We start from the raw sequence: 14,894 nt of genomic DNA, 5'->3' as shown, positions 1-14,894 counted from the left end.
GAACTGACAGACTGTGCGGGAGAACGCGACGACACGACGGAGGCAGAGCGGTGGCGGAAGCCAGGACCCCCGCACAGATCGAGGCCGACATCGCCCGCAGGCGCAAGGAGCTGGGCGCGACGCTGGACGAGATCGCGGTGCGCGTGCATCCGAGCACAGTGGTCGAGGACGCGAAGGCGAAGGCCGGCGCGGCGGCCGACCGGGCGGTGGGCGGAGTGAAAGCGCAGTTCGTCGCCGAGGACGGCTCCCTGCGGCTGGAGCGGGCGATCCCGGCCGCCCTGGTCGCGGTCGCCGTGGTCGGGCTGCTCGTCACCGCGGGCGGGCGCCGCCGCCGCTGACCTCTGGGATAACGTCGGGGGGTGAGCGCCGAACCCACCCACGAAAAGCTCCCGATCCGGATGCTGCACGACCGCGTCCTGGTACGGACGGACATCCCGGAGGGCGAACGCCGTTCGTCCGGTGGCATCGTCATCCCGGCCACCGCCGCGGTCGGCCGCAGGCTGAGCTGGGCCGAGGTGGTCGCCGTCGGCCAGAACGTCCGGACGGTCGAGGCGGGCGACCGCGTCCTCTACGACCCCGAGGAGCGGGCCGAGGTCGAGGTCCGCGGCGTCGCGTACGTACTCATCCGCGAACGCGACCTGCACGCGGTGGCCTCCGAGCGCCTCGGCGGCTCCGACGACTCCACGGGCCTCTACCTCTGAACCTTCGGTACCGGCCCCGGCCGACACCGCCGTCTCACCCGGGCGGAGGCGTGTACGCCGCCCGGAGCCGGGGGACCCGCCCGGGATGAGCCTCGAGGAGCACCACGAGCGTCCCGACGCCGCCCACGAGCGCCCCGACGGGGTGGACGACCGCACCGTCGAGGCCCTCGGCGCGCTGTCGAAGGCACTGGAGACGACGGAGCGGGCCCGCGGGCACCTCTACTCCTTCCACCAGCTCACCGGTACCGCGGACCTCGGCCTGGACGACGCGGTGCGGTTGCTGCGGGAGGCGGGGCACCCGGACGAGGCGGAGGCGGTCGAGCGGGAGCTGGTGGGCCGGAACGTGCTGCCGGACCGCTGGACCTTCCAGGTCGTCGAGGAGTACGACGCCGGGTACTATCGTCCGTTCGAAGAGGTCGAGCGGCGGATCCGCGCCCGCCTCGCCGACGGCCGGGACCATCTGCACGAGGCCGAGATGAAGGCCGCCCGCCGCAACCGCCACCGGCCCGGCCCCGGAGCCGCCGACGGCCTGTGAACCGGGCCCCGCCGCTGACGGACCCGGCCCGGGCCCGTCCGTCACTCCTCGGCGCCGAACCACACGGTGGTGACGTTGCAGAACTCGCGGATGCCGTGTCCGGCCAGCTCGCGGCCGTAGCCGGAACGCTTCACCCCGCCGAACGGCAGCCCCGGGTGGGACGCCGTCATGCCGTTGAAGTAGACACCGCCCGCCTCCAGGTCGGCGACAAGCCGTTCCTGCTCCGCCGGGTCCCGTGTCCAGGCGTTCGAGCTGAGCCCGAAGGACGTGTCGTTGGCCAGGGCCACTGCCTCGTCCAGGTCCCCGACCCGGTACAGGCCGGCCACCGGCCCGAAGGTCTCCTCGCGGTGGATGCGCATCTCCTCGGTGATGCCGGTCAGCACCGTCGGCTCGTGGAACCAGCCGCGGTCCAGTCCGGCCGGACGCCTGCCGCCGCACAGCGTCCGCGCCCCCTTCCGCACCGCGTCCGCGACCAGTTCCTCCAGGTCCGCGCGGCCCTGCTCGCTGGAGAGCGGGCCGACGTCCGTGCCCTCCGCCATCGGGTCGCCCACCGTCAGCGCCGCCATCCGTTCCACGAAGCGCTCGGTGAACGCGTCCCAGACGTCGGCGTGCACAAGGAAGCGCTTCGCCGCGATACAGGACTGCCCGGCGTTCTGCACCCGGGCGGTGACCGCGGTCCGGGCCGCCGCGTCGATGTCGGCCGAGGGCAGCACCAGGAACGGGTCGCTGCCGCCCAGTTCCAGCACCGTCTTCTTGATCTCGTCGCCCGCGATCGACGCCACCGAGCGGCCGGCCGGTTCGCTCCCGGTGAGGGTGGCCGCGGCCACCCGCGAATCCCGCAGGATGCCCTCGATCTCACCCGAGCCGACCAGCAGGGTCTGGAAGCAGCCCGGGCGGTAGCCGGCGCGGCGGAACAGGTCGTCCAGGTAGAGCGCGGTCTGCGGCACGTTCGAGGCGTGCTTCAGCAGCGCCGTGTTCCCCGCCATCAGTGCCGGAGCGGCGAACCTGATCACCTGCCAGAGCGGGAAGTTCCACGGCATCACCGCGAGCACCGGCCCGAGCGGCCGGTAGCGGACGAAGGCCCGGGAGGCGCCGGAGTCCTCCACCACCGCGGCGGACGGCTGCTCGTCGGCCAGCAGCCCGGCCGCGTGCTCCGCGTACCAGCGCATCGCCTTGACGCACTTGGCCGCCTCGGCGCGGGCCGCCGCCAGGGGCTTGCCCATCTCGGTGGTGACGGTCCTCGCGACCGCGTCCGTGTCGGCCTCCAGCAGGTCGGCGGCCCGGCTCAGCAGCGCGGCGCGCTCCCCGAATCCGGTGCGCCGGTGCGCGGCGAAGGCCTCGGCGGCCCGCGCGAGGCGCTCCTCGACCTCGTCGGGGCCGAGGGCGTCGAAGGTCTTGAGGGTCTCGCCGGTTGACGGGTCGACCGTGGCGATGGCCATGCTGAACTCCTCCTGGGGGCGACTGCCGCTGCGTCCGGGTCCGGATCGTCCGGACCTGCCCACGGGTACCCACTGTGCGGCCGTTCGTACCAGCGGCGTCCGGGGCTCTGCCGGAGGAAGCCGCTGTCCCGGGGCAGAGGGTTTGCCATACTGGAGGCACCCGACGAGACGCGCCGTACCGGGCCCGAGGAAAAGACGACGCACCCCGTATCCGCACCGTCACGGAGGCGCTGTCGTGGCCTGGGTTCTGCTTGCCGTCGCCGGTCTGCTGGAGGTCGGCTGGTCCATTGGGATGAAGTACACCGACGGGTTCACCCGGCTGTGGCCGAGCGTGTTCACCGTTCTGGGGATCGCGGCGAGCATGTTCCTCCTCGCCCGTGCGGCCCGCACTCTGCCGATCGGCACCGCGTACGGCGTCTGGGTGGGCATCGGCGCCGCGGGAGCGGCGATCGTGGGCATGGTCCTGCTGGGCGAGACGGTCAGCGCGGCCCGGATCTTCTTCATCGGGCTGCTGCTGGTGTCCGTGGTCGGCTTGAAGGCGACCTCCGGGCACTGAGCCCCCGGGCCCGGAGAGCCGGGTCCCGCGCCCGGAGCGGGGGTGCGGGACCCGGTGCCTGCCGTCAGCCGAGTGCCTGCCGTCAGTCGAGGAATCCCTCGAACCGCGGCGGTGGCTCGCCCGGCGTGCCGGTGGCCCCCTCTCCCGGGTCCTCCGGGGCGCCGCTGCTGGTGCCCGTCCCGCCGTCGGTGGTACCGCCGTCCGGGCTGCCGGTGCCGCCGTCCGCCGTACCACCCTCGTCGCCGCCGCTGCCACCGTCCGCGGTCCCGCCGTCGGAGGCACCGCCGTCCGTTCCGCCGTCGGCGCCGCCGTCCTGGCCTCCGGTTCCGCCGGTGGCGCCCTCCGAGGAGTCGTCCGGCGACTCGGGGGTCGACGGCGGCTCGGGAACCTGCCGTGTCTCGTCGGGGGTGTCCGGGGCACGAGTGGAGGGCCGCAGCGACGGCTCGGAGTCCTCGACCCTCAGATCGAAGTCGTCGGCGGCGGAGCCGGACAGGGCCTCTTCGGTGTACTGCCCCCAGATCTTGGCGGGGAACCAGCCGCCGCTGATCTTCGGCTGGCCGGCCGCACCGTAGAGCGACTTGTGCGCTCCGGTCTCGGAGTCCTGGCCCATCACCGAGACCACGGTGGCCAGATCCGGGGTGTACCCCGCGAACCAGGCGGCCCTGTCGTTCTCGGCGGTGCCCGTCTTGCCCGCCGCCGGCCGCCCGGCGGACTGGGCCTGGGAGCCGGTGCCGCCTTCGACCACGCTGCGCAGGACGGCCGTCGTGCCGTCCGCTGCCTCCCGGGAGATGGCCTGCTCCGACTTCCGCTCCGGGAGCCTGATCTTCTCGCCGCCCTGGGTGACCTCGTCGACCAGGGTGTGCTCGATGCTCCGGCCGTGGTCGGCCAGCGCCGCGTAGGCGTTCGCCAGGTCCAGGGTGCTGGGGGTGGCGGTGCCCAGCGCGATCGAGCCCTGGGCGTCGGCCAGCTCCGGGGTCTTCTCAGGGATGCCGAGCCGCACGAGGGTGTCCTTGATCTTCTCCGGGCCGACGTCGATGCCCATCTGGGCGAAGACCGCGTTGATCGACTTGTCCATGCCCTCCGTGACGCTGACCGGACCGTAGGAGATGTCGTTCTCGTTCTGCGGTGCCCAGCCGGTCTCCTGGCCGTCGCTCGTCACCTCGCGCTTGCTGGTGCCGTCATAGGTCGTGTACGGGCCGATGGGCTCACCGTCCTGCGTCGTGGAGTCGTTGCGCAGGGCGGACGCGTAGACGAAGGGCTTGAAGGTGGAAGCTGCCTGGTAGTCGCGGCGGGTGGCGTTGTTGATGAACTGCTCGGTGTAGTCGATACCTCCGTACAGCGCCACCACGCGGCCGGTGGCCGGGTCGACGGACGTGCCCCCGGCCCGGACGTACTCGTCCACCTCGCGGTCCTCGCTGAGCTGGGACATCAGCTGCTCGTCCACGGCGTCGACCAGCGCCCCCTGCTTCTCGCGGTCGATGGTGGTGGTGATCCGGAAGCCGCCGGCGTTGAGCCGCTGTTCCTCGACGATGCCCTGCTCCACCAGGTACTCGTCGACCGCGTTCATCAGGTAGCCGCGCTGCCCGGACTGGCCGGAGGCCGGGCTCGCCTTCTTCGGTTCGGGGAACTCCATCCCGGCCCGCTCGGCCGGCGACAGCCAGTCCTCGGAGACCATGCCGTCCAGCACGTACTTCCAGCGGGCGGTCACCTGGTCGCGGTTCTCCGGGTGGGCGGTGACGTCGTAGGCGCTGGGGGAGTTCACCAGGGCGGCCAGGTACGCGCCCTCCTCGGTGGTGAGGTCCTTGGCGCTCTTGCCGTAGTAGGCCTGCGCCGCGGCCTGGATGCCGTACGCGTTGCGGCCGAAGTAGCTGGTGTTGAGGTAGCCGCGGAGGATCTCCTCCTTGCTCACCTCGCGGTCCAGCTTGATGGCGATGAAGAACTCCTTGGCCTTCCGGGTGATCGTCCGGTCCTGGCTCAGGTAGTAGTTCTTCACGTACTGCTGGGTGATCGTCGAGCCGGACTGCTTGGCGCCGCCGCGGACCATGTTCCACGCGGCGCGCGCCATCGCCTTCGGATCCACCGCCGACTCCTGGTAGAAGTCCCGGTCCTCCGCCGCGAGTATCGCCCGCTGAGCAGGCAGCGACACCTGGGACAGGCTCACGTTCTCCCGGTTGACGTCGCCCTTCTTGGCCAGCCTGCTGCCGTCGGAGTAGAGGTAGACGTTCGTCTGGGCGGCGGCGGCCTGGTTGGGCGCGGGGATGTCCACCAGCAGGTAACCCGCCACCATGGCGCCGGAACCGAGCACCAGGAGCAGCAGCACGCCCCCCAGGGCCGCGCGCCAGTTCGGCAGCAGACGGCGTGCGCCGGTGCGTCCGGGCGGGCTGTCGGGGTGCGGCTCCTCTGGTCGGGCGGTACCGGGCTCGTCACTCATCTGTGCGGGGACTCCTCGTGCGGGGTGGGCCGATTCGCGTCGAACGTCCCATAAGACACTGTCGCATCATGTACGCGGTATTCCGGTGACGGAGCAGACCTGTGACATGCCTGTGACGGCTCCTTTCGGTGGCGCCGGTCACTCGGACGGCTGACCGCTGGGGTGGCTCATCGGTCACCACCGACTTCCGGCGGGTTCCACGGAGTTCGGGAGGCCACGCCGGGCCGCGAGGTGTTCCGCGCCACGCCTCATGTCCATCAGGACGGCTGAAGTCATGAAAGGGAGGCCTGATGCGGCCTGTCGCCGGTGTGAGGGATCGCACGCCCGCCCCGCCCGGCCCGGCCCGCGGGGACGACGCGGCTGGCCGGGCGGGCGCTCACAACCGGGCGGCGGTGCTCGCGCGCAGCTCAGCCAGGGCGACCGCGTCGGCCATGGCGCGGAAGCCGTGGTCGCTGGGGTGCAGGTGGTCGCCGGAGTCGTAGGCGGCACGGAGCCGCTCGGGGTGCTCGGGGTCGCTCAGCGCGGCGTCCAGGTCGACGACGGCGTCGAAGGCCTCACTGGCGCGGATTCGCCGGTTGACCTCGGTGCGGACCGCCTCCCGCTCGGGGGTGTGCTTCGCGTAGCCGCCGAACGGGGTGAGGGTGGTGGCCACCACCCTCAGGCCGCGCCCGCGGGACTCGCCGGCCAACTGTTCCAGCCCCGCCACGATCAGCCCGGCGTCGTCCTGCTGCGGGAGTTTGATGATGTCGTTGATGCCCAGCTGGATCACCACGGTGCGCACGCCCGTCCGGGAGAGCACGTCCCGGTCGAGTCGGGAGACCGCGCTCGGCCCGTTGCTCGGCGAGTCGGGATTGCCGTCCACCAGCACCCGGTTCCCGCTGATGCCCTGGTTCAGCACGCTGTAGCGGGGCGCGCCCCGCTCGGTGCGCAGCCGGGCGGCGAGGAAGTCCGTCCACCGCCGGTTCGCGCCGGTGCTGGAGGTGATGCCGTCGGTGATCGAGTCGCCGATCACGACGACCGCTCCGTCCGCCTCGTGCGACCAGACGTCCACTCCGGAGAGGTAGCGCCAGTACGGCGTCTCCTCGGTGAACGCGTCGCCCTCGACCTGCCCGGTCCGGTCGCCCGCGGCCAGGAAGCTCGTCTGCCGGGCGAAGGGGTGGTACGTCACCGGCCCCGAGGGCCCGGAGGCGTACGTGGTGACCAGCAGGTCGGCCGCCTGCGGCACGTTGAGCCGGACGGCGTCGCTGGTGACGACCCCGCCGGGCGGGATGGTGACGGACTCCTGGGTCCCGAAGGTGAGCCGCCGCATCGATCCGGCGGCGGCGATCGGGGTGCTGGGCTCCGAGGCCAGCGCCAGTGTCGCGGCGCCGATCGTCAGCGGCTGGTCGCCGAACAGGTTGGACAGCTGGATCCGGGCCGCGGAACCGCCCACCGAGGTGTGCACCACGTTCCGTATCGACATGTCCGGGTAGCCGTCCTCCGAGTCGGGCTCAGCGGCTGCGGGGGAGGAGGCCCAGGTGCCGACCCAGCTCCCGGAGGAAGCGGGGGCCGCCGGGCTCCGGGAGCCGCCCGCGGTGGCCCGGGTGCCCTCCGGGGCCCCGCCGAAGCCGACGAAGAGTGCGCCCGAGACCACGACCACCAGCGCGAGGAGCCCGGCCAGCAGGGCGTATCCCGTGTTCCTGCTCATCGGCGTCTGCCAGTCGTCATGCGCGGTCCCCTCGGGCGGTCGTTCTGCGCTTGCCATGATCCCACGCGCCGCGTGGTGGCCGGGCGTCCTGCCCTGCCCGCCGCACACTGTGACGCGCGGTGCCGGGCTGACGTTGCGCCGGACCCCGGTTTTCCCGCGCCCGTTCTCCGCGCCCGCTCTCCGCCGGCCCGCGGCGGCGGGTGACAATGCACGGGGAACAGCGACAAACGGGCGGGAGCGCATGGAGCGGACAGAGCGTGTCGAGAGGCCGGTCGGGGCCGCGCCGGCGGCGGGGATCACCCGGGACTTCGGTGCCTTCACGGCCGCGGACGAGGAGAAGCAGCGCGGGGTCCACCGGATGAAGCGGATCGCGACCGGGGCGCTGCTGCTGGCCGCGCTGGTCTACGGGTTCGCCGAGTGGGCCGCGAGCGCCGGCGCGGGCGCCTGGACGGGCTACGTCGCGGCCGCGGCCGAGGCCGGCATGGTCGGAGCGCTGGCCGACTGGTTCGCCGTGACGGCGCTGTTCCGGCGCCCGATGGGCCTGCCGATCCCGCACACGGCGATCATCAGGACCAAGAAGGACCAGCTCGGGCAGAACCTCGGGGACTTCGTCGGGGACAACTTCCTGTCCGAGGGGGTCGTGCGGGAGCGGCTGCGCGCCGTCGGCATCGGCAGCCGGCTCGGTGCCTGGCTCGCCCAGCCCGCCAACGCCGACCGGGTCACGGCGGAACTCGCTACCGCGGTCCGGGGAGCCCTGGCGGTGCTGCGGGACGCCGATGTCCAGGCGGTGGTGGGCGAGGCCGTCACCCGCCGGGCCGACGCCCGGGAGATCGCGCCCGGGCTGGGCACACTGCTCCAGCGGGTCGTGGACGACGCGGGCCACCGCCGGTTCGTCGACCTGGTCTGCGGAAAGGCGCACGAGTGGCTGGTGGAGCACCGCGAACCGGTGATGGCCGCGGTCGCCGGAGGAGCGCCGGGCTGGACGCCGCGCTTCGTCGACCAGCGGATCGGCGACCGGGTCTACCGCGAACTGCTGCGGTTCGCCGAGGAGATGCGGGACATGCCCGACCATCCGGCGCGCGGCGCGCTGGACCGGTTCCTGGCGGACTTCGCCGTCGACCTGCAAACCGATCCGGAGACCAGGGCCCGGGTGGAGCGGCTGAAGTCCGAGGTGCTCGCCCGGGACGAGGTCCAGGACCTGATCGCCTCCGCCTGGACCTCGGTGCGCGCGATGATCGTGGCGGCGGCCGGGGACGAGCAGAGCCAGCTGCGGCTCCGGGCTCGCGCCTCGCTGCTGTCGCTCGGCTCCCGGCTCGCCTCGGACGACCGCCTCCAGCACAAGCTGGACGGCTGGACGGAAGGGGTTGCCACCCATGTGGTGACCACCTACCGGGCGGAGATCACCTCGCTGATCACCGAGACCGTGCAGGGCTGGGACGCGGACCAGACCTCCCGCAAGATCGAGGCGAACATCGGCCGGGACCTCCAGTTCATCCGGATCAACGGCACGGTCGTCGGCGCTCTCGCCGGACTGGCCATCCACACCGCCACCCGGGCCCTGGGCGGCTGACCGGGCGGGGCTGCGGTCCGGTGGGTGAATGCGGGGTTGTGCCGCTGAACGACTTCTCGGACGATCGTCCGAAGACTCGATGGCCGTCCCCCTCGCCACCCGTCGAGCACGGGAGTGTGCCTGTGAAGCTGCTGCGAGTGGGACCTGCGGGAACGGAGCGCCCGGCCGCCGTGGCCAGTGCCGGGGCCCTCCGCGACCTCTCCGGCACGGTGCCGGACATCGACGGCGGACTGCTCGGCGAAGCGGCGGCGCTGCGCCGGATCGCCGCGGCGCTGGACGGCGGCCGGCTCCCGGCCCTCGCCCCGGACGGCAGCGGCAGCGGTTCGCCGCGGCCTGAGCACCGCTGCCGCGTCGCCCGGCCGTACCCGTCGCCCGGCCGTGCTCCTCTCGGCCGCCGGTCAACGGCGGGGCAGCGGCTCCGGCCACGTCTCCGGCTGCCAGATGCCGGCCCGGCGCAACGATTGCGGGCAGTGCGGGTAGACCTCGTCGATCTCCACCACCAGGGCGAGCGAGGGGCCCAGCCCGCGGACGACCATGTCGTCGAAGAACGGGGCGTCGGTCACGATCCGTGCCCGGCCCTTGATCCGCAGCACGTCCGCGCTGCCGGGCACCAGGTGCAGCAGACCGACGTGCGGGTTGCCGAGGATGTTGTGGAAGCCGTCCGCGCGCCGGTTGCCCGGCCGGTCCGGTATCGCCACCGTCCCCGCGTCCAGCGGCCGGACGAAACCGGGCGCGTCGCCGCGTGGCGAGGCGTCGCAGCCGCCGTCCGCGTCCGAGCTGGACACCACGCAGAACGGCGAGCGGGGCAGCACTCGCCGGTCCTCGTCGTTCAGCCGCGCCTTGACCTTGTCCAGCACGATCGGAAAGGGGGTGCCGAGCAGTTCGCGCAGCTGCGCGGCGGACCCGAGTTCCGTCCAGCCGTCCCGCGATGCCGGGTCCGGCTCACCGTGCGGTGCCGGCTCCCCGCGCTGCGCGCCGAGCGGAGCCGCCGTGCCGACCGGATCCGCCGGGAGCGCCGACCGGTCTTCGGCACCGGGCGGCGCGAGGTGCGACAGGGAGGTCTCCCGGGTCCGGACCTGTGACGGCCGAGCGGTGGTGGTGAGGCTCACCTCACTTCAGCGGAACGATCACCCTCACGCGTCCGGCGGGATCCGGAGGGTGCGCGCCTCCGCCGCCGAGACGCGGGCGGCCTCCAGCACGCGCAGCGCCGCCGCAGCCTGCCCCACGGTCACCGGCGGTGCCGCACCGGTGCGCAGCGCGTCGGCGACGGCCGCGTAGTAGGCCGGGTAGTCACCGGGCAGCGTGGGCTCGGGCCGGGTCCCGTCCACCGTGCCCACGGTGCCCCAAGCGGACTCCGGCTCGGCGCCCCACACGGCGTCCGCCGCGGGCCGCTCGCCGGCGCGCAGCGCGGCCTCCTGCGGATCGAGGCCGTACTTCACGTACGCCGCCTCGCTGCCCAGCACCCGGAAGCGGGGGCCGAGCCGGGCGGCGGTGGAGCTCACCCAGAGGTGGGACCTGACCCCGCCGCGGTGGGCGAGGGCGAGGAAGGTGTCGTCGTCCGCCTCCGTCCCGGGCCGCCGCACGTCCGACTCGGCGTAGACGGTGTCCACCGGGCCGAAGAGGGTCAGCGCCTGGTCCACCACGTGGCTGCCGAGGTCGTACAGCAGACCTCCGAGATCCGCCGGGTCGCCCGACTCCCGCCAGCCGCCCTTGGGCCGGGGCCGCCACCGCTCGAACCGGGACTCGAACCTGCGGACCTCTCCCAGCGCGCCGTCCGCGAGCAGGTGCTGCAGCGTGCGGAAGTCGTTGTCCCAGCGCCGGTTGTGGAAGACCGAGAGCAGCAGCGCGCGCTCCTCGGCCAGCGCGGCCAGCTCCTCGGCCTCGGCGGCGGTACCCGCCACCGGCTTGTCCACCACCACCGGCAGCCCCGCCTCCAGCGCCCGCCGGGCCAGCGGCACGTGGGTGCGGTTCGGCGAGGCGATCACGACCAGGTCCAGTTCCCCGGCCCGCGCGAACAACCCGTCCGGTCCGTCGGCGCAGTCCGCCTCCGGGTACGCCTGCCGTACCTGCTCCTGCCGTTCGGGACTGCCGGTGACCACGGTGTCGAGCACCAGGCCGTCGGTGGCCGCGATCAGCGGTGCGTGGAAGACCGAGCCGGCCAGGCCGTAGCCGATCAGGCCGACTCGCAGCGGTTCCTCGGGCGTGCCGGTTCGGTTCACAGTCAGTGCCTCGGGTCGTGCGGTCGTGGACCGCGCGGTGCGCGGCCCCGATGTCGCGGCCATCGTACGGGGGCCGTTCCCGGCCGCCGCCGTACGGGCCGGCCCGCAGTGCGGACGGCCGACGACCGGGTGGGCGCCCCGCACTAGGCTGGGGCCGTCCGCCCCCGCACTTCCCGCACCGCGCACGGCAGGAGTTCAGCAGTGTCGACACGCAAGCCCATCGAGTCCTGGCTCACCGACATGGACGGGGTGCTGATCCACGAAGGCGTGCCGATCCCCGGCTCGGACGCCTTCATCAAGCGGCTGACCGAGTCCGGCAAGCCCTTCCTGGTGCTGACGAACAACTCCATGCAGACTCCGCGCGACCTGCACGCCCGGCTCGCCCGGTTGGGCCTGGACGTGCCGGTCGACAACATCTGGACCTCCGCCCTGGCCACCGCCAAGTTCCTCGACGACCAGCGGCCCGGCGGCACCGCCTACGTCATCGGGGAGGCCGGGCTCACCACCGCGCTGCACGACATCGGCTACGTGCTCACCGACGCGAACCCCGACTACGTGGTGCTCGGCGAGACCCGCACCTACAGCTTCGAGGCGCTGACCAAGGCCATCCGGCTCATCAACGACGGCGCCAGGTTCATCGCCACCAACCCGGACGAGACCGGACCATCCGCCGAGGGGCCGCTGCCGGCCACCGGTTCGGTCGCCGCCCTGATCACCAAGGCGACCGGCCAGGAGCCGTACTTCGTCGGCAAGCCGAACCCGCTGATGATGCGCGCGGGCCTGAACAAGATCGGTGCGCACTCGGAGACCAGCGCGATGGTCGGCGACCGGATGGACACCGACGTGCTGGCCGGTCTGGAGGCGGGCATGGAGACCTTCCTGGTGCTGACCGGGCTCACCCGTCCCGAGGAGGTCGACCGGCACCCGTTCAAGCCGTCCAAGGTCGTCCAGTCCATCGCGGACCTCGTCGAACGGATCTGACCACCGGCCGGTGCGGGGCCCGCCCGCCCGGCCGGGACGGGCTCCCGCGCCGGGCGCGGCGCCCCGATCGGACCGGCCCGGGATGCGCTCCGGGAACGGGCGGTGGATCTTCGGATACGTACCGAGCCGGAGGTCCCCGCATGAGCACCGCACGTATCCGCAGAGCCTCTCTCTGCGCCGCCCTGACGACCGTCGCCGTCTGCACGGCCCAGCCGGCGGGTGCCGCCCAGCCCCCGGGCGCCGCGCCCGCGGCCGGGTCCGCCTACGAGGAGCCGGGGAGGTACGCCGGTTCGGTCGAGGTCCGGCCGTCGAAGGTGCGGGCCGGGGGCGAGGTCGAGCTGCGGGTGGACAGCTGCGACGGCGACAAGGGCATCGCCCGTTCCGAGGCCTTCGTGGCGTCGGTGGCGCTCAAGTCCGCCGCGGACAGCAGCCTGGTCGCCGACGCGAGCATCCGCGGCCGCGTCGATCCCGGCGCGTACCGGGTCGTGGTCGACTGCTACGACAGGACCGGCAACCTGAAGAAGGGCATCGCCGAGGGCCGGTTCCGCGTCGTCGGCGGCCGACCCTCCCCCGAGCCGTTGAAGCCCACCGCACCGGTGCGGGCCGGTGGCGGCGGCACCGCAGCGGAGGCCGGCGGCCCGTACGACCCGCTCGTACTGGGCCTGACCGGCGCCGCGGCAGTGGGGCTCGTGGCGGCCGCCCGGCTGCGCCGGCGGGCGGCGGACCGGCCCGGCGGCTGAACCGCCGTGGCGGAGGAGGGACACGCCGGCACCGGCCGGCTGATGACGGTCACGGCCTGGGCCGTGCTGCTCCTGGCGCTCTGGCTGTGGGGGAAGGACCTCACCGACGGGGACTTCACCGCCCCGGTGCTCGGTGACGTGGCCAGGTCGGGTGGCACGGTGGACGGACGTCCGCTGCCGCCCGCCCACGCGCCGCTGGACGCGGCCGCCTCCGAGGCGGCGCCCCGGCACGTCGAGATCGAGCAGCTCGGGGTCTCGGCCCCGGTGGTCGCGCGCGGGCTGGACGCGGACGGGGCCATCGACCCGCCGCCGCTGGCCCGGGCGGGCACGGTCGGCTGGTTCGGCGCAGGGCCGGTCCCCGGCGCGGCCGGGGCGGCCCTGCTCGTCGGCCATGTGGACACCGAGAGCGAAAGGGCGGTCTTCTACGGGCTGAGCACCGTGGAGCCCGGCACCGCCGTCGAGGTCACCCGGGCGGACGGCTCGGTCGCGGAGTTCACCGTGGAGTCCGTGGACGTGGTCCAGCGGGCCGGGTTCGACGCGCAGAAGGCCTACGGCGCGCGCAGCGAGGGGCGCGCCGAGCTGCGTCTGATCACCTGCGGCGGCACCTTCGACCGCGAACAGCAGGCGTACACCGCGAACGTGGTCGTCTCCGCCTATCTCACCGGTTCCGGCAGCGGGACGACCGCCGAAGGCCCCGCCACCGACCGGGTCTGAGGGCGTGCGGCCGGGCGCGGGGACCGGTCATGGTGCGGCGCCCCGAGCCGTGGCAGGAGGTGCCGCCCGTCGTCGGAGCACTCGTGCGGGGAGCCGCCGGTGGCGGCGACGACGTGGCCGGCGCTCGTGAAGACGGACCCGGCGGCGGCGCCGCGGTCAGGCGTCGGACGGGGGTTCCCAGCCCGCATCGGGACTGTCAATGTGCCACGATGGGCAACGACCGGTTTCCACCGTATCCAAGGGGGAGTGGATGTACGGCGACGACGCCGGCCGCACGCACCGAACCGCCCGTACCGGACTCCGCACCGGTGCCGTGGCGCTGGTGGCGATGGCCCTGCTGACCGCGTGCTCCGGCAGCGGCGGCGACGACACCGGCGGGGACGAGAACCGCCGGACGCAGCAGCAGGGCGCCGACGCCCCGTTCTGGGTGAACCCGGACGGCAGCGCGGCCCAGGCGCTCGACCAGGCCCGCGCGGACGGCAGGGAGGACGAGGCCGCCCTCATCGAGAAGATCGCCGACCAGCCGGTGGGCGAGTGGATCGGCACCGACGACACCTCGGCCGAGACCCGTCGCATCACCGCGGCCGCCGAGGAGGCGGGCCGTCCCGCGCTGCTCGTCCTCTACAACATCCCGCACCGCGACTGCGACCAGTACTCGCAGGGCGGCGCCGCGGACGGCGCGGCGTACCGCGCGTGGCTGGACCAGGTCGTCGAGGGCATCGGGGACCGCGAGGCCTGGGTTGTCCTGGAACCCGACGCGCTGGCGCACATCCTGGTCCCGGGCTGCGTCCCGCAGGAGTTCCATCAGGAGCAGTACGACGTGATGCGGGAAGCGGTCACCAAGCTCAAGGCGCTGCCCTCGACCAGGGTCTACCTGGACGCCGGCAACCCCCGCTGGGTTCGCGACGCGGGCGGCATGGTCGAGCCGCTGAAGCGGGCGGGCGTCGAGGAGGCGGACGGCTTCTCGCTGAACGTCTCCAACTACCAGACCACGCGGGAGAACGTCGAGTACGGTGACACGCTCTCCTCGATGCTCGACGGCAAGTCGTTCATCGTGGACACCAGCCGGAACGGCAACGGCCCGGTCGAGGGCATGGAGGACGAGGAGGCCTGGTGCAACCCGCCGGGCCGTGCGCTCGGCGAGCCGCCCACCACCGATACCGGCGAGAAGAACGTCGACGCCTTCGTCTGGGTCAAACGCCCGGGCGAGTCGGACGGCCAGTGCAAGGGTGGGCCGGACGCGGGCCAGTGGTTCAACGAGTACGCCCTCGACCTCGCCCGCAACGCCGAGCAGAGCTGACGCGCGGGCCGCCCCGACACG

The 14,894-nt window shown here is 73.4% G+C and carries 14 protein-coding genes and 1 riboswitch; of the genes, 9 read left to right on the top strand and 5 right to left on the bottom strand.

Going from position 1 to position 14,894, the window contains the following annotated elements; all coding sequences use genetic code 11:
• Window positions 1-50 precede the first annotated feature (50 nt).
• The 3 genes from H300_RS0105395 to H300_RS0105385 all read left to right on the top strand — a co-directional run bounded on the left by H300_RS0105395 (window position 51) and on the right by H300_RS0105385 (window position 1,236).
• Window positions 51-338, top strand: coding sequence for a DUF3618 domain-containing protein (locus H300_RS0105395; RefSeq protein WP_028426625.1), 288 nt, complete (start codon window positions 51-53; stop codon window positions 336-338).
• Window positions 339-398: 60 nt separating this feature from the next.
• On the top strand, window positions 399-701 hold the full coding sequence (locus H300_RS0105390) for a GroES family chaperonin (RefSeq protein WP_051269534.1): 303 nt from the start codon (window positions 399-401) through the stop codon (window positions 699-701).
• A gap of 85 nt (window positions 702-786) precedes the next feature.
• Window positions 787-1,236: a hypothetical protein gene (locus tag H300_RS0105385; RefSeq protein ID WP_028426623.1), complete on the top strand. Its 450-nt coding sequence runs from the start codon at window positions 787-789 to the stop codon at window positions 1,234-1,236.
• 41 nt (window positions 1,237-1,277) lie between these two features.
• On the opposite strand, the gene H300_RS0105380 is transcribed toward H300_RS0105385, so the two are convergent.
• Window positions 1,278-2,675, bottom strand: coding sequence for an NADP-dependent succinic semialdehyde dehydrogenase (locus H300_RS0105380; RefSeq protein WP_028426622.1), 1,398 nt, complete (start codon window positions 2,673-2,675; stop codon window positions 1,278-1,280).
• A gap of 139 nt (window positions 2,676-2,814) precedes the next feature.
• A riboswitch (guanidine-III (ykkC-III) riboswitch) is annotated at window positions 2,815-2,880 on the top strand.
• Window positions 2,881-2,910: 30 nt separating this feature from the next.
• Here H300_RS0105380 and H300_RS0105375 point away from each other — a divergent pair.
• The gene (locus tag H300_RS0105375) at window positions 2,911-3,231 is read left to right on the top strand and encodes a DMT family transporter (protein WP_028426621.1); all 321 of its coding nucleotides are present in this window, start codon (window positions 2,911-2,913) and stop codon (window positions 3,229-3,231) included.
• 82 nt (window positions 3,232-3,313) lie between these two features.
• Here H300_RS0105375 and H300_RS25085 read toward each other — a convergent pair whose 3' ends face one another.
• Together H300_RS25085 and H300_RS0105365 are read right to left on the bottom strand one after the other, a co-directional pair.
• A complete protein-coding gene (locus H300_RS25085; RefSeq protein WP_051269498.1) occupies window positions 3,314-5,662 on the bottom strand; it encodes a transglycosylase domain-containing protein in 2,349 nt (782 codons plus the stop codon).
• A 376-nt stretch (window positions 5,663-6,038) separates the two neighbouring features.
• A complete protein-coding gene (locus H300_RS0105365; RefSeq protein ID WP_028426620.1) occupies window positions 6,039-7,349 on the bottom strand; it encodes an SGNH/GDSL hydrolase family protein in 1,311 nt (436 codons plus the stop codon).
• A 241-nt stretch (window positions 7,350-7,590) separates the two neighbouring features.
• On the opposite strand from H300_RS0105365, the gene H300_RS0105360 reads away from it, so the two are divergent.
• On the top strand, window positions 7,591-8,919 hold the full coding sequence (locus H300_RS0105360) for a DUF445 domain-containing protein (RefSeq protein WP_028426619.1): 1,329 nt from the start codon (window positions 7,591-7,593) through the stop codon (window positions 8,917-8,919).
• Window positions 8,920-9,317: 398 nt separating this feature from the next.
• Here H300_RS0105360 and H300_RS0105355 read toward each other — a convergent pair whose 3' ends face one another.
• The gene (locus tag H300_RS0105355) at window positions 9,318-9,974 is read right to left on the bottom strand and encodes an MSMEG_1061 family FMN-dependent PPOX-type flavoprotein (protein WP_028426618.1); all 657 of its coding nucleotides are present in this window, start codon (window positions 9,972-9,974) and stop codon (window positions 9,318-9,320) included.
• A gap of 78 nt (window positions 9,975-10,052) precedes the next feature.
• Window positions 10,053-11,138, bottom strand: coding sequence for a Gfo/Idh/MocA family protein (locus H300_RS0105350; protein WP_028426617.1), 1,086 nt, complete (start codon window positions 11,136-11,138; stop codon window positions 10,053-10,055).
• Window positions 11,139-11,339: 201 nt separating this feature from the next.
• On the opposite strand from H300_RS0105350, the gene H300_RS0105345 reads away from it, so the two are divergent.
• The 4 genes from H300_RS0105345 to H300_RS0105330 all read left to right on the top strand — a co-directional run bounded on the left by H300_RS0105345 (window position 11,340) and on the right by H300_RS0105330 (window position 14,873).
• A complete protein-coding gene (locus H300_RS0105345; protein ID WP_028426616.1) occupies window positions 11,340-12,119 on the top strand; it encodes an HAD-IIA family hydrolase in 780 nt (259 codons plus the stop codon).
• A gap of 140 nt (window positions 12,120-12,259) precedes the next feature.
• A complete protein-coding gene (locus H300_RS25080) occupies window positions 12,260-12,859 on the top strand; it encodes a hypothetical protein (RefSeq protein ID WP_051269496.1) in 600 nt (199 codons plus the stop codon).
• Between the two features lie 42 nt (window positions 12,860-12,901).
• The gene (locus H300_RS0105335) at window positions 12,902-13,573 is read left to right on the top strand and encodes a class F sortase (protein ID WP_051269530.1); all 672 of its coding nucleotides are present in this window, start codon (window positions 12,902-12,904) and stop codon (window positions 13,571-13,573) included.
• Between the two features lie 250 nt (window positions 13,574-13,823).
• Window positions 13,824-14,873 carry a glycoside hydrolase family 6 protein gene (locus H300_RS0105330; RefSeq protein WP_028426614.1) on the top strand — a complete coding sequence of 350 codons (1,050 nt, stop codon included), beginning with the start codon at window positions 13,824-13,826 and terminating at the stop codon, window positions 14,871-14,873.
• Window positions 14,874-14,894 lie beyond the last annotated feature (21 nt).

It is taken from the genome of Streptomyces sp. TAA040, from assembly GCF_000424845.1.
This window is presented reverse-complemented; position numbering and strand designations above follow the sequence as displayed.